The organism is Pseudomonas sp. MAG002Y (assembly GCF_019400845.1).
GTDB lineage: Bacteria > Pseudomonadota > Gammaproteobacteria > Pseudomonadales > Pseudomonadaceae > Chryseomonas > Chryseomonas luteola.
The window spans coordinates 462,040-488,166 of the sequence record NZ_WOEJ01000001.1 but is presented as its reverse complement, the minus strand read 5'-3'; the positions used below and the strand labels follow the sequence as shown (position 1 = coordinate 488,166).

Below are 26,127 nucleotides of genomic sequence, written 5' to 3'. Positions count from 1 at the left end.
GTCGACGTCCTTACAGAATATAGCGCGACAGATCCTCGTCCTGTGCCAACTCGCCCAGGTGGCCGTTGACATAGGCAGCATCGATCCGAATAGGCTCGCCATTCTGCTGGCCTGCCAGATCAGCAGCGCTGAACGAGACTTCCTCCAGCAATCGCTCCAGTAGCGTATGCAGGCGGCGCGCACCAATATTTTCCGTCTTCTCATTGACCTGCCAGGCAATTTCCGCAATGCGGCTGATCCCTTCAGGCGTGAACTCGACGTCCAGGCCTTCAGTCTTGAGCAGTTCACGGTATTGCTCTGTCAGTGAAGCGTGCGGTTCAGTGAGAATGCGCTCGAAGTCCTGAGGTGTTAGAGCCTTGAGTTCTACACGGATTGGCAGACGTCCCTGAAGCTCAGGTACCAGATCGCTGGGCTTGGACAAGTGGAACGCGCCCGAGGCGATAAACAGGATGTGGTCGGTTTTGACCATACCCAGCTTGGTATTTACCGTGCAACCTTCGATCAGTGGCAGCAGATCGCGCTGTACGCCCTCGCGGGATACGTCAGCGCCACTGGTGTTGCCACGCTTGGCAACCTTGTCGATCTCGTCGATGAAGACGATACCGTTCTGCTCGACTGCTTCCAGGGCACGTGCCTTGAGTTCTTCCTCGTTGACCAGACGAGCAGCTTCCTCGTCACGGATCAGCTTGAAGGCTTCTTTAACCTTGAGCTTGCGAGCCTTCATCTTGCCTTTGTTCAGGCCGGAGAAGAGGTTTTGCAACTGGCTGGTCATTTCCTCCATGCCGGGCGGAGTCATGATCTCGATACCTGCTGGCGCTTCAGCCACTTCGATATCAATCTCCTTGTCATCCAGCTGGCCTTCACGCAGGCGCTTGCGGAAGAGTTGACGCGTGTTGGAGTCTTCGCTGCGAGTCGGCTCTTCACTGAAACCTACTGCACGTGCAGGCGGTAGCAGTGCATCAAGAATCCGCTCTTCGGCAGCATCTTCTGCACGATGACGGACTTTGACGATTTCCTGCTCACGCAGCATTTTAACGGCAGCATCAGCCAGATCGCGGATGATGGACTCAACGTCGCGGCCTACATAGCCCACTTCAGTAAACTTGGTGGCTTCTACCTTCAGGAAGGGTGCATTCGCCAGTTTGGCCAGTCGACGGGCGATTTCGGTTTTACCTACACCTGTCGGGCCAATCATCAGAATGTTCTTGGGCGTGACCTCAGCGCGCAGCTCGAGTGGAAGCTGCATGCGACGCCAGCGATTACGCAGAGCGATGGCTACGGCGCGCTTTGCATCATCCTGGCCAATGATATGGCGATTAAGTTCGTGAACGATTTCACGTGGAGTCATAGACATGTCGTTATTCCGGCCGGACTCAGGAAGCGTCCAGCTCCTCAATAGTCAGGTTACGGTTAGTGAAGACGCAAATGTCTCCCGCAATGTTCAACGCAGTCTCGGCAATTTCTCGAGCACTCAGCTCGGTATGCGTGAGCAGGGCACGAGCGGCCGCTTGTGCATAGGGGCCACCGGAGCCCATGGCAATCAGGCCTTCTTCTGGTTCGACGACATCGCCGTTACCGGTAATGATCAGCGAGGCATCCTTGTTGGCTACTGCCAGCATGGCTTCCAGGCGGCGAAGTGCACGATCGGTACGCCAGTCTTTGGCCAGTTCTACCGCGGCACGGACCAGATGGCCCTGATGTTTGTCGAGTTGCTGCTCGAAGCGCTCGAACAGAGTGAACGCATCCGCGGTGCCGCCGGCGAAGCCTGCCAGCACCTGGCCGTGGTAAAGGCGACGGACTTTACGTGCGTTACCCTTCATGACGGTATTACCCAGGGATACCTGGCCATCGCCGCCAATGACGACTTTGCCGTTGCGACGCACTGAAACGATAGTGGTCAAGGGTGTTCTCCTGCTATGCCTTAAGCGATTGCCGGAGATATGGGGACGGCCTTCCAAGGCTTCAAGCCTTTTCCGGCCGCCATGTGTCATCGACCTTGGCGTTGCTGGAGCAGCAGGTTCTTGAAACCGTTGCTGGCCAGCTGGCTCTGAGCTTGGGTCAGTTGGTTGCGATCTCTGAAGGGGCCGACCAGGACACGATACCATGTGTCATCCTTGACCTTGCCTGACTCTACCCGTACATCCTGACCGATCAGGATGATCTGCGCTCGCACTCGATCAGCGTCAGCCTGTGTTCTAAACGAGCCTGCCTGGAGGAAGAACAGCGTCACGGGTGGCTGTGCTGCTGTCTTGGGCTGTTGAGCAGGTGTCTGCGTAGCAGCCTGCGCAGGTGTCTGAGCTTGCTGTGGCGAGCCTGCAGGCAGCTGAGCTGTCGTCGCAGGCGACGTTTCAGGCTTGGGCGGAGTAGGGGTTGGACTCGTCTGCGGCACGGCGTCCGGAGGCACGATTACTTCGGACTCCGGTAGCAGTGTGTAGAAGTCATACTTGGGCTTGACCGGGGTTGGCGTAGTAGGAGCCTCCTGCTTGGTCTTGGACGCAACTTGTGCCTCCTCACCCTTGGAGCGACGAACGGCATCGTTGCCCGGCTCAAGCTTCATCAGAAAGACTACGAAGCCACCAATGGCAAGACCTGAAGCCAGCCATACCCAACCGGGAATAGGCTGCTTCTTGGCGGCTGGCTGATTTCGGCTTGCGCCTCGTTTAGGTGCTGCTTTCTTTGCCATATACGTCCGTTTACATACGTTCCAGTGTATTCAGGCCTAGCAGTTCGAGACCTTGTTTAAGGGTGCGCCCGGTCAAGGCGGCCAGGCGTAGGCGGCTTTGCCGTTGAGCAGGATCTTCTGCGCTGAGAATGGGGCAGTTTTCGTAAAAGCTGGAGAAGAGACCAGCAATGTCGTAGAGATAGGCGCATAGAAGATGCGGCACACCTTTCTCCGCTACCGAATTCAGGGTTTCGCCAAACTGGGCCAGACGAGCACCCAGATCTTGCTCCTGAGGAGCTTCCAGGCGAATCTGGCCTTCGACCTCATCGTACTCCTGGCCAAGCTTGCGGAAGATACTGGCGACGCGGGTATAGGCGTAGAGCAGATAGGGTGCCGTATTGCCTTCAAAGCTAAGCATCAGCTCGAAGTTGAAGCTATAGTCGCTTGTTCTGTGCTTGGACAGGTCAGCGTATTTGACGGCGCCGATACCCACCGCGCGAGCAATTTCACGCAGCTCGGTTTCTTCCAGGGAGGGATTCTTTTCCTTGACCAAGGTGTAGGCGCGCTCTTCTGCTTCATCAAGCAGGTCGATTAGCTTGACCGTGCCGCCGTCGCGCGTCTTGAAAGGGCGGCCATCTGCGCCATTCATGGTCCCGAACCCCATATGTTCAAGACTCATGGATGGAGCAACGAAACCAGCCAGACGAGCAACTTCAAAGGCCATCTGGAAGTGCAGTGCCTGGCGCTGGTCGACAAAGTAAAGGACGCGATCGGCATTCAGAACCTGGCTACGGTAGCGCATGGCTGCCAGATCGGTCGTGGCGTACAGGTAGCCGCCTCCTGCCTTCTGCACAATCACCGGAAGTGGATTGCCTTCCGCATTCTTGAACTCTTCAAGGAAAACGCAGCGGGCGCCATCGCTTTCGGTAAGCAGGCCCTTGGCATCGAGTTCGGTCACGATACCAGGTAGCTCGCTGTTGTAAGCACTCTCTCCTTTTACGTCCGCAGGTGTGAGTTTGACGTTCAGACGGTCATAGACCTTCTGGCAATGACTCAGGGAGATCTCATTGAAGCGGTGCCATAGTTTCAGGCAGGCTTCATCGCCCGCTTGCAGCTTGACGACCAGCTCGCGAGCGCGATCGGCAAATTCAGGAGACTCATCGAAGCGCTTCTTAGCGGCTCGATAAAATATTTCCAGGTCGGAAAGCTCGCTTTCAGCTGCCGCAGGCTGTTCTTCAAGATAGGCGAGAAGCATGCCGAACTGGGTTCCCCAGTCGCCGACATGATTTTGCCGGATAACATCATCCCCTAGAAATTCGAGTACACGTGCAACGGCGTCACCAATGATGGTGGAGCGCAGATGACCCACGTGCATTTCCTTGGCCAGGTTGGGAGAGGAGAGGTCTACAACAACCCGCTGTTTGGGCGCGGCCTTCTGAATGGCCAGATGCGTATCAGCCAGCGCATCATCCAGGCGCTGGGCCAGTTGCTCGTGATTCTGGAAGAAGTTCAGAAAACCCGGGCCCGCAATCTGCACCTGGCTGACGCTCGGGTCGGCAGGCAGGGCTGCAATCAGTTTTTCTGCAAGGTCACGGGGCTTCATGCCGGCAGGTTTTGCCAGCATCATGGCGATATTGCTCGCAAAGTCGCCGTGACTTTTGTCCTTGGTATTTTCGACCTGGATGGTCGGCGTCAGACCATCTGGCAAGATGCCTTCGGCAGTAAGGCGCTCCAAGGCGTTCTGAATAAGCTGTCGAATAGTGTCTTTCATGATCGTCTGGCCTTTGGCTCGCGCCTGGGCGCGTAATGAAAACCCTGCATTATCCGCAGGCTAGGATCACTTGCCAACGTGTAGACGTCATTGAGGCCTGCGGAGCCCGAAATTAAGGTGAAAAAAGTCCTAATAAAGATCTATGGGATCAACATCCAGTGACCAACGCACCTGCCTTCCCGCTGGCAGACTTTCCAGACGTAAGACCCAGCTGGTCAGTAACCGGTGAAGCGGGGCCCGGAGTGATGCTTGTAATAAAAGCTGTGCACGAAAGCGGCCCGCCCGACGTTCCATGGGTGCGGGGACAGGACCGAGAAGCTCAATATGGGGCAAGTCCAGCTCTGCTGCCAGCTGATCAGCTTCAGCATAGGCCAGCTCCAGGAATTCTTCTGCCTGACCAGGCTTGTAAGCTTCGGCACGTAACAGCGCCAAGTGAGTAAACGGGGGAAGGCCAGCTGCACGACGTTCTGCCAGGGCTTGCTGAGCGAAGGCAACGTACCCTTGCTCGGTTAGTTGTACCAGCAGGGGATGATCTGCCAGATGAGTCTGAATCAACACTTGGCCCTGTACTTCTGCACGGCCTGAGCGACCGGCTACCTGAACCACTTGTTGAGCCATGCGCTCGCTGGCACGAAAATCTGCTGAAAAGAGGCCCCCATCGGCATCCAGGATGGCTACCAGCGTGACGCGGGGGAAATGATGTCCCTTGGCCAGCATTTGTGTTCCTACCAGGATGCAGGGCTCGCCGCGCTGAATGATGGAGAAGATATTGGCCATGGCATCCTTGCGCATGGTGCTATCCCGATCGATACGCAACACTGGAAATTGCGGGAAGAGAATCCGAAGCCGCTCTTCCGCACGCTCCGTACCCGCACCCAATGGGCGTAGATCCAACTTGCCGCAGGCAGGACAGTGTTGTGACGGGCGTTGGCGATGATCGCAATGGTGACAACGCAGCTCGCCTGACCGCTGGTGAATGGTCATACGGGCATCGCAGCGTGGACACTGGGCGATCCAGCCGCAGTCATGACACAGCAGCGTAGGCGCAAAGCCACGGCGATTTAAAAAGACCAGGACCTGTTGGCCCTTGCTCAGCGTGTCGCCAATCGCTTGCGCCAATGGCTGTGAGAGACCTGAATCAAGAGGGCGGCTCCTGACATCCAGGCGCTGAAACTTCGGGGCAGTAGCACTGCCGGCACGCTGAGTGAGGCGAAGCAGGCCATAGCGACCGATTTCAGCGTTATGAAGACTTTCCAGGGAAGGAGTAGCGGAGCCTAGAAGTAGCGGGACTCTTTCAAGTCGAGCCCTGACGACAGCCAGGTCGCGGGCATGGTAGCGCAAGCCTTCCTGCTGTTTATAAGACGCATCGTGCTCTTCATCGACAATGATAAGGCCTGGGTTTTTCAGCGGAGTGAAAAGGGCGGAGCGTGTACCTATGACGATATCGACATCGCCGTCGCGTGCAGCCAACCAGGCGTCCGTGCGCTCCCGGTCGGTCAGCGCCGAGTGGATCAGCACGATACGGGCATTGAAGCGTTTCTCGAAGCGGGACAGTGTTTGTGGTCCCAGGTTGATTTCCGGGATCAGGACCAGGGCCTGCCGTCCTGTTTCGAGTGTCCGGCGTATGAGCTGAAGATAAACCTCGGTTTTGCCGCTTCCCGTCACACCATCCAATAAGAAGCAGTGAAAGCTGCCAAGTCTCGCTTTGACCGCTTCGTAGGCAATACGCTGCTCGTGGTTAAACGGGAGCTCTGCTTGTGCCAGCCAAGCGCCGTGATGCTTGGCTGGCATGATTTGGCGGGACTCGACGTCCACCAGTCCCTTTGCCTGCAAGGTATCGAGTGCATCTTTGGCAAGGCCGAGCTGGCTGAGCAATTCATGGGCAACACCATGTGGGTGCTGTTTGACGACTTTCAAGGCTTCGCGCTGGCGTGGCGCTCGTACGAGACGTGGGTCTGATACATCAGCTTCGGGCCTGGCTATCCAGAACCGTTGGACCCGCCGCTCGGCAGGGTCGCCCTGTCGCAGGAGTCCTGGCAGGGCACACGTAAAGGTATCGCCCAGGCTGTGCTGGTAATACTGGGCTGTCCACTTGCAAAGCTCGATCAGGCTGGCCGGCATTGGGGGGGTGGTATCCAACAGCGCAATGGCGGGCTTTAGTTTATCTCGCGGAACATCGGTCTCGGACACGATCTGCACCAGAATACCCACGATCTCCCTGCGCCCAAAGGGTACGCGTAGCCGAACACCTGGGGTCAGTTCCGAGGCGTCGACGCCGGCTGGCGCTCGGTAGTCGAATAGCCGGCGTAAAGGAGAGGGCAGCGCAAGGCGCAGCAGGACTTCAGACACGTCTGGACTCGGAGGCAAAAAGAGGCAGATATTAGCAGACCATTGGTAGACGTAACGGCTTGCATCGTCGTAAGCCTCTGTTATGATGCGCGGCCTATTATCCGTGCGGTATTCGGCAATGACGCCGGGTGGCGGCACGGCACGAACTCGAGGATTTCGTAATGAAAGCCGATATTCATCCTACGTATACTAATATCGAAGCAAGCTGCAGCTGTGGCAATGTCATCAAGACACGCTCCACACTGGCTAAGAACATCAACCTGGACGTGTGCTCTGAATGCCACCCGTTCTATACAGGTAAGCAGAAGGTGCTGGATGCAGGTGGTCGTATCGATCGCTTCAAGCAGCGCTTCGGTGTTTTCGGTACTGCTCAGAAGTAATACGTTTGATCGCTCATGTCGTACCTGAGCGATCGACTAAAAGGCGTCCATATGGACGCCTTTTTTATTGCCTTGCAAAAGACGAATTGTATCGTCAAGGTCGGCTGTGACATTGAGGCAGGTGTCAAATCCGCATTGATGACGCATAATCAGTTCAGGGGCTTGGCTCACCTATCCCGTAGCCGCTCTGCAACCTCACACAATGAGAACATATACGCGATAGGGCATTGTCGCAGTCAGGTTTGAAATGCTGGCTGTTACCCTTGCAATGCGCTGCTGGCAGAACAAACCGTTCACGCCTGTTATCGATGTTCCGATCTACCTGAGCCTGTCTTGCAAGGCACGTTTTAGCCTCAAGGCGGTTCGTCTCGTTACATGTGGATGAAGGCTACACAGGATTGGCCTAAAGTCGTATACAGCAGCTATTGACTATTGGGGCCATTGCTTGTGGGGCGTAATCTTCTTGCGTATCCTCCATCCACTTTTGACCCAACACGCCATAGCGGATACTTATAATGTCTGACTTGAAAACAGCCGCTCTCGAATACCATGCTCAACCCCGTCCAGGTAAGTTGAGCGTTGAACTGACCAAGCCTACCGCTACCGCTCGTGATCTATCTCTGGCTTACAGCCCGGGTGTAGCAGAGCCTGTCCGCGAAATCGCTCGTGATGCCGAGCTCGCCTACCAGTACACCGGTAAAGGTAACCTGGTTGCTGTGATCTCTGACGGTACAGCCATCCTTGGTCTGGGTAATCTGGGACCATTGGCGTCAAAGCCGGTTATGGAAGGCAAGGGTGTCCTGTTCAAGCGCTTTGCCGGTATCGACGTGTTCGATATCGAAGTCGATGCCGAAAGTCCACAGGCGTTCATTGATACCGTAAAGCGTATTTCCATTACCTTTGGCGGTATCAACCTGGAAGACATCAAAGCGCCTGAGTGCTTCGAGATCGAAAAGGCTCTGATCGACCAGTGCAATATTCCGGTTTTTCATGATGATCAGCACGGTACGGCTATCGTGACCGCGGCCGGCATGCTGAACGCGTTGGAGATTGCTGGCAAGAATTTAGAAGATGCCAAGATCGTTTGCCTGGGGGCAGGTGCGGCAGCCATTTCCTGCATGAAGCTGCTAATTAGCATGGGAGCCAAGGTCGAAAATATTTTCATGCTGGATCGTCAGGGTGTGATCCATTCTGGTCGTACCGATCTCAACCAGTACAAGGCTATCTTTGCGACCGAGACTGACAAGCGTACCTTGTCTGACGCGCTGGATGGCGCTGATGTGTTCGTTGGTCTGTCTGGTGCGAACCTGCTGAGCGCTGAGGATTTGCAGCGCATGGCGCCGAACCCCATCGTATTCGCCTGCTCTAACCCGGATCCGGAGATCAAGCCGGAATTGGCTCATGAAACCCGTTCAGATGTCATTATGGCCACTGGCCGTTCCGACTATCCGAACCAGGTGAACAACGTGTTGGGTTTCCCCTTCATTTTCCGAGGCGCACTGGATGTGCGGGCTACGGTTATCAATGAGGAAATGAAGATTGCAGCGGCTCATGCGCTACGGGATCTTGCCAAGCTTCCAGTACCGAAGGAGGTATGTGAGGCCTATGGTGTTGATGAGTTGAGCTTCGGCCGTGGATATATCATTCCAAAGCCCATGGATCCTCGTCTGATCACACTGGTCTCCGATGCAGTCGCCAAGGCGGCTATTGAGTCGGGCGTAGCGACCCGTGCATACCCGGCACACTATCCGCTCAAGTCGGTTAGTGACGTTTTTAGTCACTAACCGGACAATAAAAACCCCGCTTAGGCGGGGTTTTTATTGTCCTTTAGAACAGGTCCATTGGGGCAGACTCATCGGACGGAAGTGGTGTGCCAGGCGAGCTGCCTGGGCCTAGCTCATCCATGGGCGGCGGTGTGTCTTCATTCTTGAACAGCTCGAAGTACGCGTCAGGGGTACCAGGCGGAGCCGCTCGGCCACTGACAGGATCAATGCGCAGTGTGGCAATTCCCGGTGGTTCCGCTGGCAGGTGGTCGGGTTTACCTTCCAAAGCACTGCCCATGTACTGCATCCAGATAGGAAGTGCCACATTACCGCCAAACTCATGACGACCCAGCGTGTCAGGCTGATCAAAGCCTACCCATACCGTAGTAACGTAATCAGCGTTATAGCCGGAGAACCATGTGTCTTTTGAGTCGTTTGTCGTTCCGGTTTTACCTGCTAAGTCCCCGCGCTTCAGCTCAAGCGCTCGACGACCCGTGCCGCGCTTGATCACGTCCTGCAGCATGCTGGTCATGATATAGGCGTTACGCGGATCAATGATTTGCGGTGCAATGGCAGGTGTCTGACTCATCGTGCCGTCGGCGTTGGTTACGCTGGCAGGTGTTACCTGAACATTCTCCGGGGCAGCTGCCGCAGTATTCGCTTTCTGCGGAACACGTGGCGGATTAGCCTGATAAAGCAGTTGTCCGTCGCGACTCTCAACCTTCGAGATAATGTAAGAGTTGACCTTGTAGCCGCCGTTTGCAAAAGCTGTCCAACCATTGGCAATTTCCATTGGCGTAAGGCCGGGTGTACCCAGCGCCAGTGAAAGGTTGCGTGGCAGAAGATCCTTTTCAAAGCCGAAGCGGGTTACATAGTTAATCGCATAATCGATACCAATGGCCTGCAGAAGGCGAATGGAGACCAGGTTGCGCGAGCGATACAGTGCCTCACGCAGGCGTATAGGGCCCAAGAAGGTGTTCGTATCGTTCTTGGGACGCCACGCCTCGTCCATGCTGCTATCCATAAACACGATAGGTGCATCATTAACGAGGGAGGCGGCGGTATAGCCTTTATCCAGGGCGGCACTGTAAATGAACGGTTTGAAGCTCGAGCCCGGCTGGCGGCGGGCCTGAATGGCGCGATTGTAATTACTCTGCTCGAACGAGAATCCACCCACCAAGGCCTGAATGGCACCGTCTTGTGGATCAAGCGATACCAGCGCGCTTTGGGCCTTGGGGACCTGAACAAACCGTAAGCTGCCATCTTCTTGACGCAAAATACGGATCAAATCACCTACTTTAACGACATCGCTGGGCGTATTCGGCTTGGGTCCCATGCTATTGGCGCTGATATAAGGGCGAGCCCATTTCATGTTTTCCCAAGCGATAGCTTCTTCCTTGTCGTTTGCTGTCAGGACCAATATGCCGCTTTTTTCGGTCTGGGTGACGATGGCTGGCTCCAATCCCCCAACAGTACGATGGGATTGCAGCAGGCTTAACCATTCACTACGTGACTTATTCGGGTAGTGCGCCTCAGCTCCGCGGTAACCATGGCGCTGATCATAGTCGATCAAGCCGCTGCGCACGGCGGCATTAGCAACGCTCTGCAGGTGGCTATCGATAGTCGTCGTAACCTTATAGCCCTCTGTATAGGCATCGCTACCATACCGTCCGACCATTTCCGCTCGAGCCATCTCAGCGACATAGGGCGCTGCGAGCTCCGGTACGGCGACGTGATGGTAGGCGTCGATAACTTCAGCCACGGCCGTTTCGTAGGCGCGCTGATCGATATAACCCAGCTTTAGCATCCGCTCGAGAATCCAGTTTCGTCTCTCCTTGCTGCGCTCGGGGTTTACGATCGGGTTATAGCGTGACGGTGCTTTTGGCAGGCCGGCAATCATCGCTTTTTGGGCTAGCGTCAGCTCATTGATTGATTTGCCGTAGTACACCTGTGCAGCGGCCTCGATTCCATAGGCGCGGTTGCCCAGATAGATCTTGTTGACATAGAGCTGCAGAATTTCATCCTTCGTAAGCTGGCGCTCAATTTGCAAGGCCAACAGTATCTCGGTGAATTTACGTGAAAAACTGCGTTCGCTGGTCAGGAAATAATTCTTGGCCACCTGCATGGTGATGGTGCTGCCGCCGGTCTGAATGTGACCTGTTTTGACCAATTGTGCTACGGCACGCATCAGACTTTTAACGTCTACACCGTAGTGGTTGGCAAAATTGTCGTCCTCAGCCGAAAGCAGTGCATGGATGAAATCGGGGGGGATTTCGGAGAAACGTAAAGGCGAGCGCCGCATTTCTCCAAATTCGGCAATCAGCTTTCCATCTGCGCTGTAAATGCGAAGGGGGATCTGCAACTGCACGTTCCGCAGGGCATCTACCGAGGGTAGGCTCGGGCTAAGGTAGAGGAAGGCGCCGCTAAGCCCAAGAAAGACGCTGCAGACGATGCCAAGGCAAGACCACCAGATAAATTTTAACAAACGCATTGGATATGGCTTTTTCAGCTATAAAGAAGTGAATCTGGCAACAATTTTGCGAGCCAAGAAGTAGGCGCATTATAGGCAGTTTTTGGGACAGATCGCTATTTGCGCGCATGTCAAGTCTGCCAGCTAATGCCGATGAATACGAATCGCCCAATGCGTGGCGAATACAGATAGGGAAACTGTTGTGCTAGGGCTATTCAAAAAGAAGACGAATACGCTACTGGGAATCGATATCAGCTCAACGTCTGTCAAGTTGCTTGAGCTGAGTCGTGCTGGTGGACGGTATAGGGTCGAAGCCTATGCCGTTGAGCCGTTGCCGCCAAACGCCGTGGTGGAAAAGAACATTGCCGAGCTTGAAGGCGTAGGGCAAGCGCTGGGTCGGGTTCTGGCCAAGGCTCGAACGAATGCTCGAAATGCAGCAGTGGCGGTAGCGGGTTCGGCTGTTATTGCAAAGACCATCGAAATGGATGCGGGTCTTTCGGATGACGAGCTTGAAAACCAGATCAAGCTTGAGGCGGATCAGTATATTCCTTATCCCCTTGAGGAAGTGGCGATTGACTTCGAGGTTCAAGGGCAGTCGGCGCGTAATCCAGGCCGTGTTGAAGTACTCCTTGCGGCATGTCGTAAGGAAAACGTTGAAGTTCGTGAGGCCGCGTTAGCGTTGGCCGGGCTTTCTGCCAAGGTTATTGATGTAGAAGCTTATGCTCTTGAGCGTGCTTATACGCTAATGGCCGGGCAGCTAGGCGGTAATGTCGATGAATTGACGGTTGCGATTGTTGATATTGGCGCCACGATGACTACCCTTAGCGTTCTACATAATGGCCGTACCATTTATACGCGCGAGCAGCTCTTTGGCGGACGGCAGCTGACCGAAGAAATCCAGCGTCGTTACGGACTCTCCATCGAGGAAGCCGGTCTTGCCAAAAAGCAGGGTGGACTGCCTGATGATTATCAGGTCGAAGTATTGACCCCCTTCCGGGATGCGGTTGTCCAGCAGGTTGCCCGCTCGCTGCAATTCTTCTTTGCAGCCGGGCAATACAATGATGTGGACTATATCTTGCTTGCGGGAGGAACCGCGTCAATTTCCGGCCTGGATCGGCTGATCCAACAGAAAATTGGCACTCCGACCCTAGTTGCTAATCCGTTTGCTGATATGACGCTAAATAGCAAAGTCAATGCAAGTGCTCTGGCCAGTGACGCTCCGGCGCTCATGATTGCCTGCGGTCTGGCTATGAGGAGCTTCGACTGATGGCCCATATTAACCTATTACCTTGGCGTGAACAGCTAAGGGAAGAGCGCAAGAAGCGCTTTCTGGTGGTTATTGGCGGGATGTTTGTCCTGTCGGCCGCAATCATCTTTCTAGGTGATAAGTACTTTACCTCTGCAATTGAGAACCAGGACGCCCGTAATGCCTATATACAAGGCGAAATTGCCGTTCTGGATTCTCGCATTAAGGAAATCAGTGAGCTGAAAACACGCAGACAGCAGCTCCTTGAGCGAATGAAGATCATTCAGGACTTGCAGGGCAACAGGCCTGTCATTGGCCATGTGTTTGATCAGTTAGTACGTACGTTGCCGGATGGCGTGTATTTTACTGGTCTTAAAATGCAGGGCGATACCATTTCCATTGTTGGTGAAGCGGAGTCCAACAACCGCGTTTCCAACCTTATGCGTAACTTCGAAAATTCCGAATGGCTGGCTTCGCCTAATCTGACAGAGGTCAAGGCGCTGACGTCAGGTGCAGTTGATCAGAACAATGCCTTCCAAATGACGGTAAAACAGACAAAGCCAGCTGTGCCAACGCCTGCGGTGCCCGCACAAGGAGGTAAGTCATGAGTTTGGCCGATACTCTGGCAAGCCTTCGCAAGATCGATCTGAATGATCTTGATATGGATAACCTGGGTGCATGGCCCCCGGCAGCCAAGGTGATTACCTGCATTCTGATTGTCGCTGTGGTGCTGGCGCTGGGCTATAACTTCTATCTGAAGGACATGCAGACAGAGCTGGAAAACAAGCAGGCTCAAGAAGAAACCCTCAAACAGCAATTTGGGAGCAAGGCATTTCAGGCCGCTAACCTGGATGCGTACAAGGTTCAAATGACTGAAATGGAGGAGTCATTTGGTGCCATGCTGCGTCAGTTGCCCAGCGATACAGAGGTACCCGCACTGCTCGAAGATATTACGCGTACCGGGTTGAAAAGCGGTCTTGAGTTCGAGCAGATTCGTTTGCTTCCTGAAAACGTACAGCAGTTCTACGTTGAGTTGCCCATCCAGATTACGGTGGTGGGGAGCTATCACGATCTGGCGACGTTTGTCAGCAGTGCCTCAAGCCTGCCGCGTATCGTGACGTTGCATGATTTCGATATCAGCCGTGTATCGCCTGACAGCGGAGCGCAGCTGCGAATGAACATTCTGGCCAAGACGTATCGCTATAACGACAAGGGATTGCACCAATGAGAGCCCGAATTCTGATGTGTGGGCTTTTGCTTGCTGCGCTGTCAGGGTGCGGTGGTGGGGATGATGTGTCTGATCTTCAAAGTTATATGGATGAAGTTCGGGCAAGGCCGAAGGGGAGCATAGAGCCATTGCCCCAGTTTCAGCCTTATGAGCCATTTGCTTATGGTGCGGCTGATATGCGAAGCCCATTCCAGCCACCTATAAAAATTGATTTAACGGCGAAGCAGAGAGGATCAAAGAACATCAAGCCTGATGAAACCAGGCCGAAACAATTTCTGGAAGGCTTCAATATTGAAACCTTCCAGATGGTGGGCACGCTTTCCAATGCATCAGGTCGTTTTGCCTTGATCAAGGGAGCTGGAGGAGTTCACCGCGTCAAGGTGGGTGATTATCTGGGTAGAAACGATGGGCGTATCGTTTCTATTACCGAAAGTCAGATTGATGTGATTGAGATCGTTCCTGATGGAGAGGGCGGCTGGCTCGAAAGACCCCGTACTCTTTCGCTAATAGAGAGTTCTTAAGGACGGGGCATGATGTTGCACAAAACTATTCTACAAAGGGTCTCAGGGAAGAGCGCCCTCACGCTGGCCATACTCTTGAGCGGAATCTGTCCCTCTTTGCTGCTGGCGGCAGATCTCAAGGCCTTGAACGTGGCCTCTTTGCCGGGCGACAGAGTCGAACTCAAACTATCGTTCGATCAGCCAGTAACAGCCCCCAAGGGCTATACCATTGAGCAACCTGCGCGCATCGCTTTGGATCTGCCTGGCGTTAATAACAAGCTAGGCGTTCGCAACAAGGAGTTGGGATCGGGGAATGCCAGAAGCGTTACCGTAGTCGAGGCGGGTGACCGCACGCGTCTTATCGTGAATCTGACTGCATTGGCGCCTTACTCGACCCGCGTTCAGGGTAACGACCTGTTCGTTGTCATTGGCGGCGACCAGGCTGCTCGCACGACTAGTGCTTCTGTCCCGGCACCATCCTTGCCGCGCTCCGGTGCTGCGCAAGCCCCAGCGCCTGCAACCAACCCTGCCGGCCGTGTCTTTTCCAGCGTGCCGAGATTGGCTGGGAAAGCCATCAGGAATATCGACTTCAAGCGAGGTGATGACGGAGAAGGTAACGTTATCATTGATCTTTCAGAAACAGGTATCAGCCCTGACATACAGGAGCAGGGTGGAAAGATTCGCCTTAACTTCGGCAAGACGCAGCTCCCTGATGCTCTACGTGTTCGGCTTGACGTCAAAGACTTTGCTACGCCAGTACAGTTTGTAAACGCCTCAAGTCAGGCTGGTGACACGGTCATTACAATTGAGCCTACAGGCGTATATGACTATCTGGCCTACCAGACAGATAACAAGCTGACCATTAGCGTCAAGCCACTGACTGCCAAGGAAAAGGAACAGCGTGCCGCTGAGCGTTTCACCTATACCGGTGAAAAATTGTCTCTGAATTTCCAAGACATCGATGTTCGCTCGGTCCTTCAGTTAATTGCTGACTTCACCGGTTTGAACCTAGTGGCCAGTGACACTGTACAAGGCAACATCACGCTGCGCCTGCAGAACGTGCCGTGGGATCAAGCGCTTGACCTTGTTCTGAAAACCAAGGGACTCGACAAGCGACAAATAGGCAACGTGCTGTTGATTGCGCCAGCGGATGAGATTGCGGCGCGTGAGCGCCAGGAATTGGAGTCACAAAAGCAGATTCAGGAGCTGGCGCCGCTACGCAGAGAGCTGATCCAGGTTAATTACGCCAAGGCTGCCGATATGGCCAAGCTGTTCCAGTCGGTTACTAAGGCTGATGCGGGGCAAAGCGAGCGTGGCTCTATCACTGTCGATGATCGAACCAATAGCATCATTGCTTACCAGACCCAAGATCGCCTGGATGAGCTAAGACGAATTGTCTCTCAGCTCGATATTCCGGTTCGTCAGGTGATGATCGAGGCGAGGATCGTTGAGGCAAACGTCAACTACAACAAACAGCTAGGTGTTAACTGGTCAGGTTCTCGGTCTGGCAATGGCAACTTTACTATTAGTGGAGGCGCTGGCTCTACTACTGGGACGTCTTCACCTTTTGTAGATTTGGGTGTAGGTAGTGCAACGTCCGGTATTGGGATCGGGTTCTTGACGGGCAGTACTACTTTGGATCTTCAGTTGTCTGCCATGGAGGCTACTGGTAATGGTGAGATAGTCTCTCAACCAAAGGTAGTAACGTCTGATAAAGAAACAGCAAAAATCTTGCGTGGTACCGAGATTCCTTATCAGGAGGCCAGTTCGAGCGGTGCAACAAGTACCTCCTTTAAGGAAGCGGCGCTTTCGTTAGAGGTAACGCCTCAGATCACGCCTGATAATCGAATTATCATGGAAGTTAAGGTGAATAAGGATGCACCTGACTATCAGAATCGCCTGGATAATGGCGCTCCGCCTATTTCAAAAAACGAGGTGAATGCCAAAGTACTGGTGGCTGATGGTGAAACTATCGTAATCGGGGGCGTTTTCTCGAATACTCAAAGCAAGTCGACGAGTAAAGTACCTTTATTGGGCGATGTTCCCTATGTCGGTCGCCTATTTAGACGCGACTCGGTTACGGATGAAAAAGTAGAGCTGCTTGTCTTCCTCACTCCGCGTATCATGAACAACCAAGCTATTGCCGTTGGTCGTTGATTGAAGTGCTGAATGTGTTTCTCGTGGGTCCGATGGGTGCTGGTAAAAGCACCATCGGACGCCTGCTCGCTAAAGAGCTCCATCTCCCGTTCAAAGACGCTGACAGAGAAATCGAGCAGCGGACCGGGGCTAATATTCCCTGGATTTTTGATGTTGAGGGGGAGCAGGGCTTTCGTGAGCGGGAACGCCTGGTTCTGGAGGACCTTTGTAAATCATCAGGGCTGGTGCTTGCTACCGGAGGCGGCTCGGTACTGCATGAAGATAACAGGCGCATCCTGAAAGCAAGCGGGCATGTGATCTATTTACATGCCTCCGTTGAGCAGCAGATCGAAAGAACGGCCCGTGATCGGAACCGCCCCCTTTTGCAGACGCCTGATCCTGCGCAGGTCTTGCGTAATCTGATGGCCATTCGCGATCCGCTCTATCGTGAGATAGCGACTACCATCATAGAAACGGACGAGCGGCCCCCTCGACTGGTCGTTCAGCAAATACTTGAGCGTTTAAAAGCACTCATCCCTCGTTAAAGGCTCTGGCGTTCTGCGTTATCCTAGCGGCCTTTCATTGGGGGGATTTATGCGAACACTAAACGTCAATTTGGGCGAGCGTAGTTATCCCATCTTCATAGGTCAGGACGTGCTGTCCCAGCAGCAGTACATTCTGCCTTACATAAAAGGCCGAAAGGTCGCCGTCGTTACCAACGAGACGGTAGCGCCTCTTTATTTGGAAAAGCTCAAAGCCACACTGCAGGGTAAAGAAGTAACCGCTGTCGTGCTGCCTGATGGAGAGCGCTATAAGACATGGGAAGTTCTACAAAAAATCTTTGATGCCTTGCTTGAGGACAAACATGACCGTGCCACCACTATCCTTGCCCTGGGCGGGGGTGTGATCGGTGACATGGCAGGGTTTGCAGCCGCATGTTATCAACGGGGCGTTGATTTCATTCAGGTTCCAACCACTCTGTTGTCACAGGTGGATTCCTCCGTGGGGGGTAAAACCGGAATCAATCATCCGCTTGGCAAGAACATGGTAGGCGCGTTCTATCAACCTAAGGCTGTAGTGATCGATACCTCCAGCCTTGTTACGTTACCTGAACGTGAGCTGTCAGCTGGGCTTGCTGAAGTCATCAAGTATGGATTGATCTGCGATGAGCCTTTCCTGGTATGGCTGGAAGAAAGCATCGATCAATTACGCTTGCTGGATCAATCCAAGCTGAGCGAGGCTATAGAGCGCTCCTGTGCAGCGAAGGCTGATGTGGTTGGCGCGGATGAGCGGGAGTCCGGCATTCGAGCCACGCTGAACTTGGGGCATACGTTTGGGCATGCAATCGAGGCGCACCAGGGGTATGGCTCATGGCTGCATGGTGAGGCGGTTGCTGCCGGTACGGCGATGGCGCTGGAAATGTCTTGTCGTCTGGGTTGGCTGAGCCGTGATGATCAGATTCGAGCCCTACGGTTATTCAAGCGTGCGGGGCTTCCTGTCGTTCCTCCTGCTAGCATGTCGCCTGACGATTTCATGAAATACATGGCGGTTGATAAAAAGGTTCTGGATGGCCAGTTGCGCCTTGTGCTGCTCAAGCGGTTGGGCGAGGCCGTGGTAACCAGTGATTTCCCTTATGACACCCTCAAGCAGACGCTAAGTGCCGATTATCAGGCTTTGGCGGAACAGCTCGGAGATTGAAAGAAGTCTTATGTCCAGTCTGCATGCCGACGAGGCCTTCCTCGGCCATTACGAATTTACTCACGATCCTTTTGCGCCACGCGTGCCAGGATTCAAGTTTTATCCTGCCCAGCGCAAAACGGTTCTCGGGCAGCTACATCATCTTGCTCGCTATAGCCATCTTCTGCTTGCGGTAACAGGGCCTGCCGGAAGCGGGAAAACCTTGCTGAGACAGGCGCTTGTTGCCAGTACCAAAAAGGATGCGGTCCATAATGTTGTCGTGTCGGCACGTGAGGTGCAGGACAAGAACACACTATTGCGCAAGTTAAGTCAGGGATTGGGCACGCCTCAAGCGAGCATCGAAGCGGTGCTATCTCAGGTTGGTCAAGTAACATTGACTGGCCAGGAAGTCTATTTCCTGGTCGACGATGCCCATGAGTTGGATGATGACGCACTGGAAGCCCTGTTGGCATTGGCAGAAGGTGATGAGAAGAATCGCCCTCATGTATTCCTGTTTGGGGACGCCGAGCTGACAGGCAAGCTGGAAAGCCTTGCGCAAGGCGAGGAGCGCTACCACGCCATCGAGCTTTTGCCTTATACCGAAGAGGAAACTCAAGGGTATCTGGCGCAGCGCCTGGAAGGTGCTGGCCAAAGTATTGATATTTTTACGCCAGAGCAGATCGAGACCATTCATCAGACCTCCGGTGGATGGCCGGGGGAGATCAACGAAGCTGCGCGAGACGTGTTGATCAGCGGTATGCTAAGTCAGCGTGGCGGTGGTGGTAGCAAATTCAAGGGTGGTCAACAGCTATTGGCTAACCTGCCTCGCAAGCACCTGATCATTGTGGCAGTCATCGCTGTCGGTGTCTTGGCGGCGTTGCTCATGAAGGGTAATGATTCATCGCCCAAGATGGCCTCGACTGACGGGACCGAACAATCCCAAGGGGATGGCAAGTCGGGAACGGCAATTAAGTTCGATGGTTCTTCCCAGCCTTTGCCGTTGCCTTTGGTCGGTGAGGCCCAGCCCGTCATCCGTGAGCCGCTGGCTCAGGCAGCAGGGCAGGAGGAGTCTGAAGGCAATGGCGTGAGCGGCTCTATTCAGTCTGGCGAAGACGATTTTTCCTCAACGCCACCTGAGATGCCTTCTGCCCAGGCGCCTGTCAGTGTAACGGCTCCAACGCGTCCCCTGGCGCCGGCCGCAACGCCTGTTCCAGCCGAGCCTGCACATACAGCACCCAGACAGGTTGCTTCTGCGCCGGTCAAGCCTGAAGTCAAGGTTGAGCCCAAGCCTGCGCCGGCAAAGCCTGCAGCTCAGGAAACACCCAAGGCAGCTCAGGGCAATGGCGGTGGCTGGTACAGCACTCAGGGTGGAACGCACTATGCGCTTCAGGTGTTAGGAACCAGCTCTGAAAGCAGTGCGCAGGCCTTTATTCAGCAGCAAAGCGATAGCGCCAATTATCGTTATTTCAAAAAGCAGTACCAAGGTAAGGCGCTTTATGTTGTGACCTATGGTAGTTTCGCTAACCGTGCGGCAGCTGAGGCAGCTGTGAAACAATTGCCTGCCAAGGTTCAGTCGGCCAAGCCATGGCCTCGCACGTTTGCCAGTATCCAGCAGGATATCGCTTCAACGCGATAATTCTTTAGACAGCGCCCATGTTGCATATATCATTTTGCGACATGGGTGTATTTCATTTTTAGGACTCTTAGGTTCAGGATAGCGACAAAAACTTTGTCTTGTTCTGATATCCGGTATACAATGTCATCCCTTTGCCTGCCGTAAAAGTAGCGTGCCCAAGCGCCTGGCAGTGACAAGTGGATTGACTAGAAATAGATTGCCGGTGAGAGTTCCCATGAAAGCAGGCCTGTACAATCCTGAAACGTTCAAGGATAACTGCGGCTTCGGCCTGATTGCCCATATGCAGGGCCAGGCGAGTCACCATTTGCTGCAAACGGCCATCGAGGCCCTGACCTGCATGACGCATCGCGGCGGTATCAATGCAGACGGCAAAACCGGCGACGGTTGCGGTCTGTTGATACAAAAGCCCGACGCATTCCTTCGCGCTGTCGCTTTAGAAACATTCGGCGTTGAGCTACCCGCCCAATACGCCGTTGGCATGGTTTTCCTCAATCAGGACGACCAAAAGGCCGATGTGGCCAGAAACCACATGAATTCCGAATTTGCTGCTGCTGGCCTTACCGTGGTCGGGTGGCGCAAGGTTCCCGTGGATACCTCTGTATTAGGACCTTTGGCGCTTGAACGCCTACCTAAGATCGAGCAGGTATTCATTAGCGGCGAAGGTCTCGATGATCAGCAGTTCGCCGTAAAGTTATTCACATCCCGCCGCCGTTCTTCAGTATTGAACAAGAACGATGCGGAGCATTATGTCTGCAGTTTGTCCAGTAAGGTCATCATCTATAAAGGCTTGATGATGCCAGCAGATCTGGCTGCGTTTTTCCCGGACCTCGGCGATGAACGTTTGCAGACTGCCATTTGCGTGTTCCATCAGCGCTTTTCGACCAACACGCTGCCCAAGTGGCCGTTGGCGCAGCCATTCCGCTACCTGGCGCATAATGGCGAGATCAATACCATTACGGGCAACCGTAACTGGGCCCGAGCGCGGCGTACCAAGTTCGTCAATGAGCTGCTTCCTGACCTGGATAGCCTGGGTGATTTGGTCAATACCGTAGGGTCCGACTCCTCAAGCATGGATAACATGCTCGAATTGCTGGTGACCGGCGGAATGGACCTGTTCCGTGCCGTGCGCATGATCATTCCGCCAGCCTGGCAGAACGTCGAAACGATGGACTCAGGGCTTCGCGCATTCTATGAATTCAACTCCATGCACATGGAGCCATGGGATGGTCCGGCTGGAGTTGTATTGACAGATGGGCGCTATGCCGTCTGCCTGCTTGATCGCAACGGCTTGCGTCCTGCCCGCTGGGTAACAACCAAGAATGGCTATATCACCCTGGCCTCGGAAGTGGGTGTCTGGGATTATGAACCCAGTGACGTGATTGCCAAGGGGCGTGTCGGTCCGGGTCAGATCCTCGCGGTCGATACCGAAACCGGACAGGTGCTTGAGGCAGATGATATCGATAACCGTCTGAAATCACGCCATCCTTATAAGCAGTGGCTGCGCAAGAATGCCCTGCGTATTCAGGCTACATTGGACGATAAGGATCATGGATCGCCTTTCTACGATTCGGATCGTCTGCGTCAGTACATGAAAATGTTCCAGGTCACGTTCGAAGAACGCGATCAGGTGCTGCGTCCATTGGCCGAGCAGGGGCAGGAAGCCGTCGGTTCCATGGGTGACGATACACCGATGGCCGTGCTGTCCAAGCGTATCCGTTCGAACTATGACTACTTCCGTCAGCAGTTTGCACAGGTGACCAACCCGCCTATCGACCCGCTGCGTGAAGCCATTGTCATGTCGCTCGAGACTTGTCTAGGTGCCGAGCGCAACGTGTTCGAGGAGACGGCCGAACATGCCAACCGCGCAATCCTGAGTTCGCCGGTTATATCGCCCGCCAAGTGGCGTACCCTGATGACGCTGGAGCGTCCCGGGTTTGATCGTTTCGTCATTGATCTCAACTATGATGAAAGCGTGGGGCTGGAAGCGGCGGTACGAAATATTGCCGATCAGGCCGAAGAAGCGGTTCGTGCAGGAAAAGTCCTGATTGTACTGTCGGACCGTGCAATCGAGCCGGGTAAGCTGCCTGTGCATGCGTCCCTGGCAGTAGGTGCTGTTCATCACCGCCTGGTGCATACCGGACTGCGCACCGACTGCAACATCCTGGTTGAAACCGCAACTGCCCGCGATCCTCATCACTTTGCGGTGCTGATTGGTTTTGGCGCGACAGCGGTTTATCCCTTCCTGGCCTATGAGGTATTGGGTGACCTGATCCGTACGGGCGAAGTCCTGGGTGATCTTTATGAGGTCTTCAAGTACTACCGCAAGGGAATTACCAAAGGGCTGCTGAAGATCCTGTCCAAGATGGGTATTTCCACTGTGGCTTCCTACCGTGGCGCCCAGTTGTTTGAGGCGGTTGGTCTGTCCAGTGAGGTGACGGATCTATGCTTTCCGGGCGTCACCAGCCGCATACAGGGCGCCCGCTTTGCCGACATCGAAGTCGAGCAGAAGCTGCTGGCAAACGAAGCCTGGAGCAACCGTAAGCCGATCCAGCAGGGCGGCCTGCTGAAGTATGTCTACGGTGGTGAGTATCACGCGTATAACCCGGATGTTGTCAATCTGCTCCAGGCAGCTGTTCAGCAAGGCGACTATGCACGGTTCCGTGAGTATTCCGCCCTGGTTGATCAGCGTCCCGTAGCCATGATTCGTGACTTGCTCAAGGTTAAGGTCAGCGACACGCCGCTGGCGCTTGAAGAAGTCGAGCCGCTGGAAAGTATTTTCAAGCGTTTCGATGCCGCCGGTATCTCGCTCGGTGCCCTGTCTCCAGAGGCGCATGAGGCACTGGCCGAGGCAATGAACCGCTTGGGCGGCCGCTCCAACTCGGGTGAGGGCGGTGAAGACCCGGCGCGTTACGGCACGCTGAAAAGCTCCAAGATTAAGCAAGTAGCCACGGGACGTTTCGGTGTAACACCAGAATACCTGGTCAATGCCGAAGTCCTGCAAATCAAGGTGGCCCAGGGCGCCAAGCCGGGCGAAGGTGGCCAGTTGCCGGGCGGCAAGGTGAATGGCCTGATCGCTCAGTTGCGCTATGCCGTACCGGGCGTAACCCTGATTTCCCCTCCGCCCCATCACGATATCTACTCGATTGAGGACTTGGCCCAGCTGATTTTTGATCTCAAGCAGGTCAATCCGAAGGCGCTGGTGTCCGTTAAACTGGTATCGGAGCCTGGCGTTGGTACGGTAGCGGCCGGTGTCGCCAAGGCTTATGCCGATCTGATTACCATCTCCGGCTATGACGGTGGTACAGGTGCATCACCAGTGACGTCCATCAAGTACGCGGGCAGTCCTTGGGAGTTGGGACTGGCCGAGGCGCATCAGACATTGCGTGGCAACGACCTGCGTGGAAAGGTTCGCGTACAGACCGATGGCGGTCTCAAAACCGGCCTTGACGTGATCAAGGCGGCGATTCTAGGTGCAGAAAGCTTTGGCTTTGGTACCGCGCCGATGATTGCATTGGGTTGTAAGTACCTGCGTATCTGTCACCTGAACAACTGCGCTACCGGCGTGGCGACCCAGAACGATAAGCTGCGCAAGAACCATTTCATCGGTACCGTTGAGATGGTGACCAACTTCTTCACTTTTGTGGCAGAAGAAACACGCGAGTGGCTGGCGCGCCTGGGTGTAAGAAGCTTGGGTGAGTTGATCGGCCGTACCGATCTGTTAGAGATCCTGCCTGGCGAAACGTCCAAGCAGCACAACCTTGATCTGACGCCACTTCTGGGTAGCGACCATATTCCGGCAGACAAGCCCCAGCACTGCCTTGTTGAGAAGAACCCGCCATTTGACCAGGGTCTCCTGGCTGAGGAAATGGTCCGCCTGGCCCAGTCAGCTATCGAAGGTAAGACGGGCGGTGAGTTCAGTCTGAAGGTAAGCAACTGTGACCGCTCCATTGGCGCACGTGTATCCGGTGAGATTGCTCGTCAGCATGGCAACCAGGGTATGACGTCGGCGCCTATCACGTTCCGCTTTACAGGAACGGCAGGGCAGAGCTTTGGCGTATGGAATGCCGGTGGCCTGAACCTCTATCTTGAGGGTGACGCCAACGATTATGTGGGCAAGGGTATGACAGGCGGCAAGCTGGTCATCACTCCGCCCAAGGGTAGCGCCTTCAAGAGTCAGGAGTCGGCCATCATTGGTAACACCTGCTTGTACGGTGCCACGGGTGGCAAACTGTTTGCGGCGGGTACCGCGGGCGAGCGATTTGGTGTTCGTAACTCTGGTGCCCATGCGGTCGTCGAAGGAACCGGTGATCACTGCTGCGAATATATGACCGGTGGCTTCATCTGCGTTCTGGGCAAGACGGGTTACAACTTCGGCTCCGGTATGACAGGCGGCTTCGCCTACGTGCTGGACATGGATAACAGCTTTGTTGACCGTGTTAACCATGAACTCGTGGAAATTCAGCGTATCAGCAACGAGGCCATGGAGGCTTATCGCAGTCACCTGAGCCGCGTGCTGACCGAGTACGCCGAGGAAACGAGCAGTGAGTGGGGACACTATCTGCTCGAAAACCTGGATGATTATTTCCGCAAGTTCTGGTTGGTGAAGCCCAAGGCTGCCAGCCTGGCCTCACTGCTATCCACTACTCGGGCAAATCCGCAGTAATGCTATAGGCAACCAGCGCCTGACATTTTGTCAGGCGCTGGTTGCGACCGTGAGTTTTCCTGCAGCAGCGAGACATGAACGCTGCCGTGATGAGGTTTAGGTAATGGCTGAACGTCTGAATAACGACTTCCAGTTCATAGAGGTCGTCCGCAAGGACCCGAAGAAGAAACTCCTGCGTCAGCGCAAGAAAGAATTCGTTGAGATTTACGATCCGTTTAAGCCGCAGCAGGCATCTGAGCAGGCGCACCGCTGCCTGGGGTGCGGCAACCCTTACTGCGAGTGGAAGTGCCCGGTTCACAACTACATACCAAACTGGCTGAAGCTGGTTTCGGAAGGCAATATCCTGGCTGCAGCCGAGCTGGTCCATCAGACCAATACGCTGCCCGAAGTTTGTGGTCGTGTGTGTCCGCAGGACCGCTTGTGTGAGGGCGCGTGTACCCTGAACGATGGTTTCGGTGCCGTTACCATCGGTTCGGTAGAGAAATATATTGCTGACACCGCTTTTGCCATGGGGTGGCGGCCGGATATGTCCAAGGTGGTGCCAACCGGCAAGCGGGTTGCCATCATTGGTGCAGGCCCTGCGGGTCTTGGCTGCGCCGATATTCTCGTCCGCAACGGCGTTAAGCCTATCGTGTTCGATAAGAATCCGGAAATTGGCGGTCTGGTAACGTTTGGCATTCCCGAGTTCAAGCTTGAAAAAAGCGTGATGGCGCGCCGCCGCGAGGTCTTTACCGGTATGGGGATAGAGTTCCGCCTCAATACCGAGATAGGCAAGGACATCACAGTGGAGCAGCTGCTCGAGGAATACGATGCTCTCTTCATGGGGATGGGAACTTATACCTACATGAAAGGTGGTTTCCCTGGCGAGGATTTGCCAGGGGTGCATGATGCCCTGGATTTTCTGGTGGCTAACGTCAACCGTAACCTGGGCTTCGAGAAGTCTGCTGACGAGTTTGTCGATATGAAAGGCAAGCGCGTTGTGGTTCTGGGCGGTGGCGATACCGCAATGGACTGCAACCGCACCTCGATTCGCCAGGGCGCCAAGAGCGTAACCTGTGCTTACCGTCGCGATGCCGAGAATATGCCGGGCTCGCGTCGTGAGGTGAAGAATGCCAAGGAGGAGGGCGTTAAGTTCCTCTTCAATCGCCAGCCGATTGCGATCATTGGAGAAGACAAGGTGGAAGGCGTTAAGGTTGTCGAAACGCGTTTGGGCGAGCCGGATGCCCGAGGCCGTCGCAGCCCTGAACCGATTCCGGGATCCGAAGAGATCCTGCCGGCAGATGCGGTAGTCATCGCCTTCGGTTTCCGCCCAAGCCCCGCAGAGTGGTTCGAGCAACATGCGATTGCAATGGATAATCAGGGCCGTGTAGTCGCTCCCTCTGTCGGTCAGTTCAAGCATCAAACCAGCAACCCCAAGATTTTTGCGGGCGGCGATATGGTGCGAGGTTCGGATCTGGTGGTGACTGCAGTATTCGAAGGTCGTACTGCAGCTGAAGGTATCCTGGATTACCTGGGCGTTTGAAGCAACAGCCATAAGCTGCTTTGCATTTCAAGGGCAAAGCGGTTAAGGGCTCGATAGATAAAAGGCACGGATCTCTCCGTGCCTTTTATTTTTGTGTCTGAGAAAATGACAGTACTTTCTTGAC

At 54.6% G+C, this 26,127-nt stretch carries 18 protein-coding genes; 12 read left to right on the top strand and 6 right to left on the bottom strand.

Translation table 11 applies throughout. The features are described from left to right. Positions 1-10 precede the first annotated feature (10 nt). The 5 genes from hslU to GM154_RS02150 form a co-directional block, all read right to left on the bottom strand. Positions 11-1,354: an ATP-dependent protease ATPase subunit HslU gene (gene hslU / locus GM154_RS02170; RefSeq protein WP_010797021.1), complete on the bottom strand. Its 1,344-nt coding sequence runs from the start codon at positions 1,352-1,354 to the stop codon at positions 11-13. Positions 1,355-1,373: 19 nt separating this feature from the next. After that, entirely contained in the window at positions 1,374-1,901 is a 528-nt protein-coding gene (hslV, locus tag GM154_RS02165) for an ATP-dependent protease subunit HslV (RefSeq protein ID WP_010797022.1), read from the bottom strand. Positions 1,902-1,987: 86 nt separating this feature from the next. Further along, a complete protein-coding gene (locus tag GM154_RS02160) occupies positions 1,988-2,683 on the bottom strand; it encodes an SPOR domain-containing protein (RefSeq protein WP_010797023.1) in 696 nt (231 codons plus the stop codon). Positions 2,684-2,693: 10 nt separating this feature from the next. Next, on the bottom strand, positions 2,694-4,433 hold the full coding sequence (argS, locus tag GM154_RS02155; protein ID WP_219650801.1) for an arginine--tRNA ligase: 1,740 nt from the start codon (positions 4,431-4,433) through the stop codon (positions 2,694-2,696). A gap of 129 nt (positions 4,434-4,562) precedes the next feature. Next, entirely contained in the window at positions 4,563-6,782 is a 2,220-nt protein-coding gene (locus tag GM154_RS02150) for a primosomal protein N' (protein WP_219650799.1), read from the bottom strand. A gap of 161 nt (positions 6,783-6,943) precedes the next feature. Here GM154_RS02150 and rpmE point away from each other — a divergent pair, with 161 nt between their 5' ends. After that, positions 6,944-7,162 (top strand): 50S ribosomal protein L31, encoded by a 219-nt coding sequence (gene rpmE / locus GM154_RS02145; protein ID WP_010797026.1) that lies wholly within the window; start codon positions 6,944-6,946, stop codon positions 7,160-7,162. 515 nt (positions 7,163-7,677) lie between these two features. Beyond that, positions 7,678-8,946 carry a malic enzyme-like NAD(P)-binding protein gene (locus tag GM154_RS02140; RefSeq protein ID WP_219650798.1) on the top strand — a complete coding sequence of 423 codons (1,269 nt, stop codon included), beginning with the start codon at positions 7,678-7,680 and terminating at the stop codon, positions 8,944-8,946. 43 nt (positions 8,947-8,989) lie between these two features. On the opposite strand, the gene GM154_RS02135 is transcribed toward GM154_RS02140, so the two are convergent. Beyond that, complete coding sequence (locus GM154_RS02135; RefSeq protein WP_219650796.1) at positions 8,990-11,416, bottom strand: penicillin-binding protein 1A; 2,427 nt, start codon at positions 11,414-11,416, stop codon at positions 8,990-8,992. A gap of 181 nt (positions 11,417-11,597) precedes the next feature. On the opposite strand from GM154_RS02135, the gene GM154_RS02130 reads away from it, so the two are divergent. From GM154_RS02130 to GM154_RS02085, 10 genes are all read left to right on the top strand, one after another. Beyond that, on the top strand, positions 11,598-12,662 hold the full coding sequence (locus GM154_RS02130; protein ID WP_019363985.1) for a pilus assembly protein PilM: 1,065 nt from the start codon (positions 11,598-11,600) through the stop codon (positions 12,660-12,662). Continuing rightward, the gene (locus GM154_RS02125; RefSeq protein WP_010797031.1) at positions 12,662-13,249 is read left to right on the top strand and encodes a PilN domain-containing protein; all 588 of its coding nucleotides are present in this window, start codon (positions 12,662-12,664) and stop codon (positions 13,247-13,249) included. Before GM154_RS02130 ends, GM154_RS02125 begins: the two co-directional genes overlap by 1 nt. Next, entirely contained in the window at positions 13,246-13,869 is a 624-nt protein-coding gene (pilO, locus tag GM154_RS02120) for a type 4a pilus biogenesis protein PilO (RefSeq protein ID WP_019363987.1), read from the top strand. The genes GM154_RS02125 and pilO overlap by 4 nt, the downstream gene beginning before the upstream one ends. Beyond that, a complete protein-coding gene (gene pilP / locus GM154_RS02115; RefSeq protein ID WP_010797033.1) occupies positions 13,866-14,390 on the top strand; it encodes a type 4a pilus biogenesis lipoprotein PilP in 525 nt (174 codons plus the stop codon). Before pilO ends, pilP begins: the two co-directional genes overlap by 4 nt. Before the next feature lie 9 nt (positions 14,391-14,399). Beyond that, positions 14,400-16,526, top strand: coding sequence for a type IV pilus secretin PilQ (gene pilQ / locus GM154_RS02110; protein ID WP_010797034.1), 2,127 nt, complete (start codon positions 14,400-14,402; stop codon positions 16,524-16,526). Between the two features lie 5 nt (positions 16,527-16,531). Continuing rightward, positions 16,532-17,050, top strand: a complete 519-nt coding sequence (gene aroK / locus GM154_RS02105) for a shikimate kinase AroK (RefSeq protein WP_219650794.1) — start codon at positions 16,532-16,534, stop codon at positions 17,048-17,050. A gap of 49 nt (positions 17,051-17,099) precedes the next feature. Next, on the top strand, positions 17,100-18,203 hold the full coding sequence (gene aroB / locus GM154_RS02100; RefSeq protein ID WP_219650791.1) for a 3-dehydroquinate synthase: 1,104 nt from the start codon (positions 17,100-17,102) through the stop codon (positions 18,201-18,203). Between the two features lie 10 nt (positions 18,204-18,213). After that, positions 18,214-19,818 (top strand): AAA family ATPase, encoded by a 1,605-nt coding sequence (locus GM154_RS02095; protein ID WP_219650790.1) that lies wholly within the window; start codon positions 18,214-18,216, stop codon positions 19,816-19,818. Between the two features lie 214 nt (positions 19,819-20,032). Then, positions 20,033-24,481, top strand: coding sequence for a glutamate synthase large subunit (gene gltB / locus GM154_RS02090; protein WP_219650789.1), 4,449 nt, complete (start codon positions 20,033-20,035; stop codon positions 24,479-24,481). A gap of 103 nt (positions 24,482-24,584) precedes the next feature. Then, positions 24,585-26,003, top strand: a complete 1,419-nt coding sequence (locus tag GM154_RS02085) for an FAD-dependent oxidoreductase (RefSeq protein WP_219650788.1) — start codon at positions 24,585-24,587, stop codon at positions 26,001-26,003. Positions 26,004-26,127: the final 124 nt, after the last annotated feature.

Bases quoted from the DNA above. Each gene is read 5' to 3' on its own strand.
- pilP (WP_010797033.1), top strand. From the start codon at position 13,866: ATGAGAGCCCGAATTCTGATGTGTGGGCTTTTGCTTGCTGCGCTGTCA.
- aroB (WP_219650791.1), top strand. From the start codon at position 17,100: ATGCGAACACTAAACGTCAATTTGGGCGAGCGTAGTTATCCCATCTTC.
- gltB (WP_219650789.1), top strand. From the start codon at position 20,033: ATGAAAGCAGGCCTGTACAATCCTGAAACGTTCAAGGATAACTGCGGC.
- rpmE (WP_010797026.1), top strand. From the start codon at position 6,944: ATGAAAGCCGATATTCATCCTACGTATACTAATATCGAAGCAAGCTGC.
- hslU (WP_010797021.1), bottom strand. From the start codon at position 1,354: ATGTCTATGACTCCACGTGAAATCGTTCACGAACTTAATCGCCATATC.
- pilQ (WP_010797034.1), top strand. From the start codon at position 14,400: ATGATGTTGCACAAAACTATTCTACAAAGGGTCTCAGGGAAGAGCGCC.
- GM154_RS02085 (WP_219650788.1), top strand. From the start codon at position 24,585: ATGGCTGAACGTCTGAATAACGACTTCCAGTTCATAGAGGTCGTCCGC.
- GM154_RS02140 (WP_219650798.1), top strand. From the start codon at position 7,678: ATGTCTGACTTGAAAACAGCCGCTCTCGAATACCATGCTCAACCCCGT.
- argS (WP_219650801.1), bottom strand. From the start codon at position 4,433: ATGAAAGACACTATTCGACAGCTTATTCAGAACGCCTTGGAGCGCCTT.
- GM154_RS02135 (WP_219650796.1), bottom strand. From the start codon at position 11,416: ATGCGTTTGTTAAAATTTATCTGGTGGTCTTGCCTTGGCATCGTCTGC.
- pilO (WP_019363987.1), top strand. From the start codon at position 13,246: ATGAGTTTGGCCGATACTCTGGCAAGCCTTCGCAAGATCGATCTGAAT.
- GM154_RS02095 (WP_219650790.1), top strand. From the start codon at position 18,214: ATGTCCAGTCTGCATGCCGACGAGGCCTTCCTCGGCCATTACGAATTT.
- GM154_RS02160 (WP_010797023.1), bottom strand. From the start codon at position 2,683: ATGGCAAAGAAAGCAGCACCTAAACGAGGCGCAAGCCGAAATCAGCCA.
- GM154_RS02125 (WP_010797031.1), top strand. From the start codon at position 12,662: ATGGCCCATATTAACCTATTACCTTGGCGTGAACAGCTAAGGGAAGAG.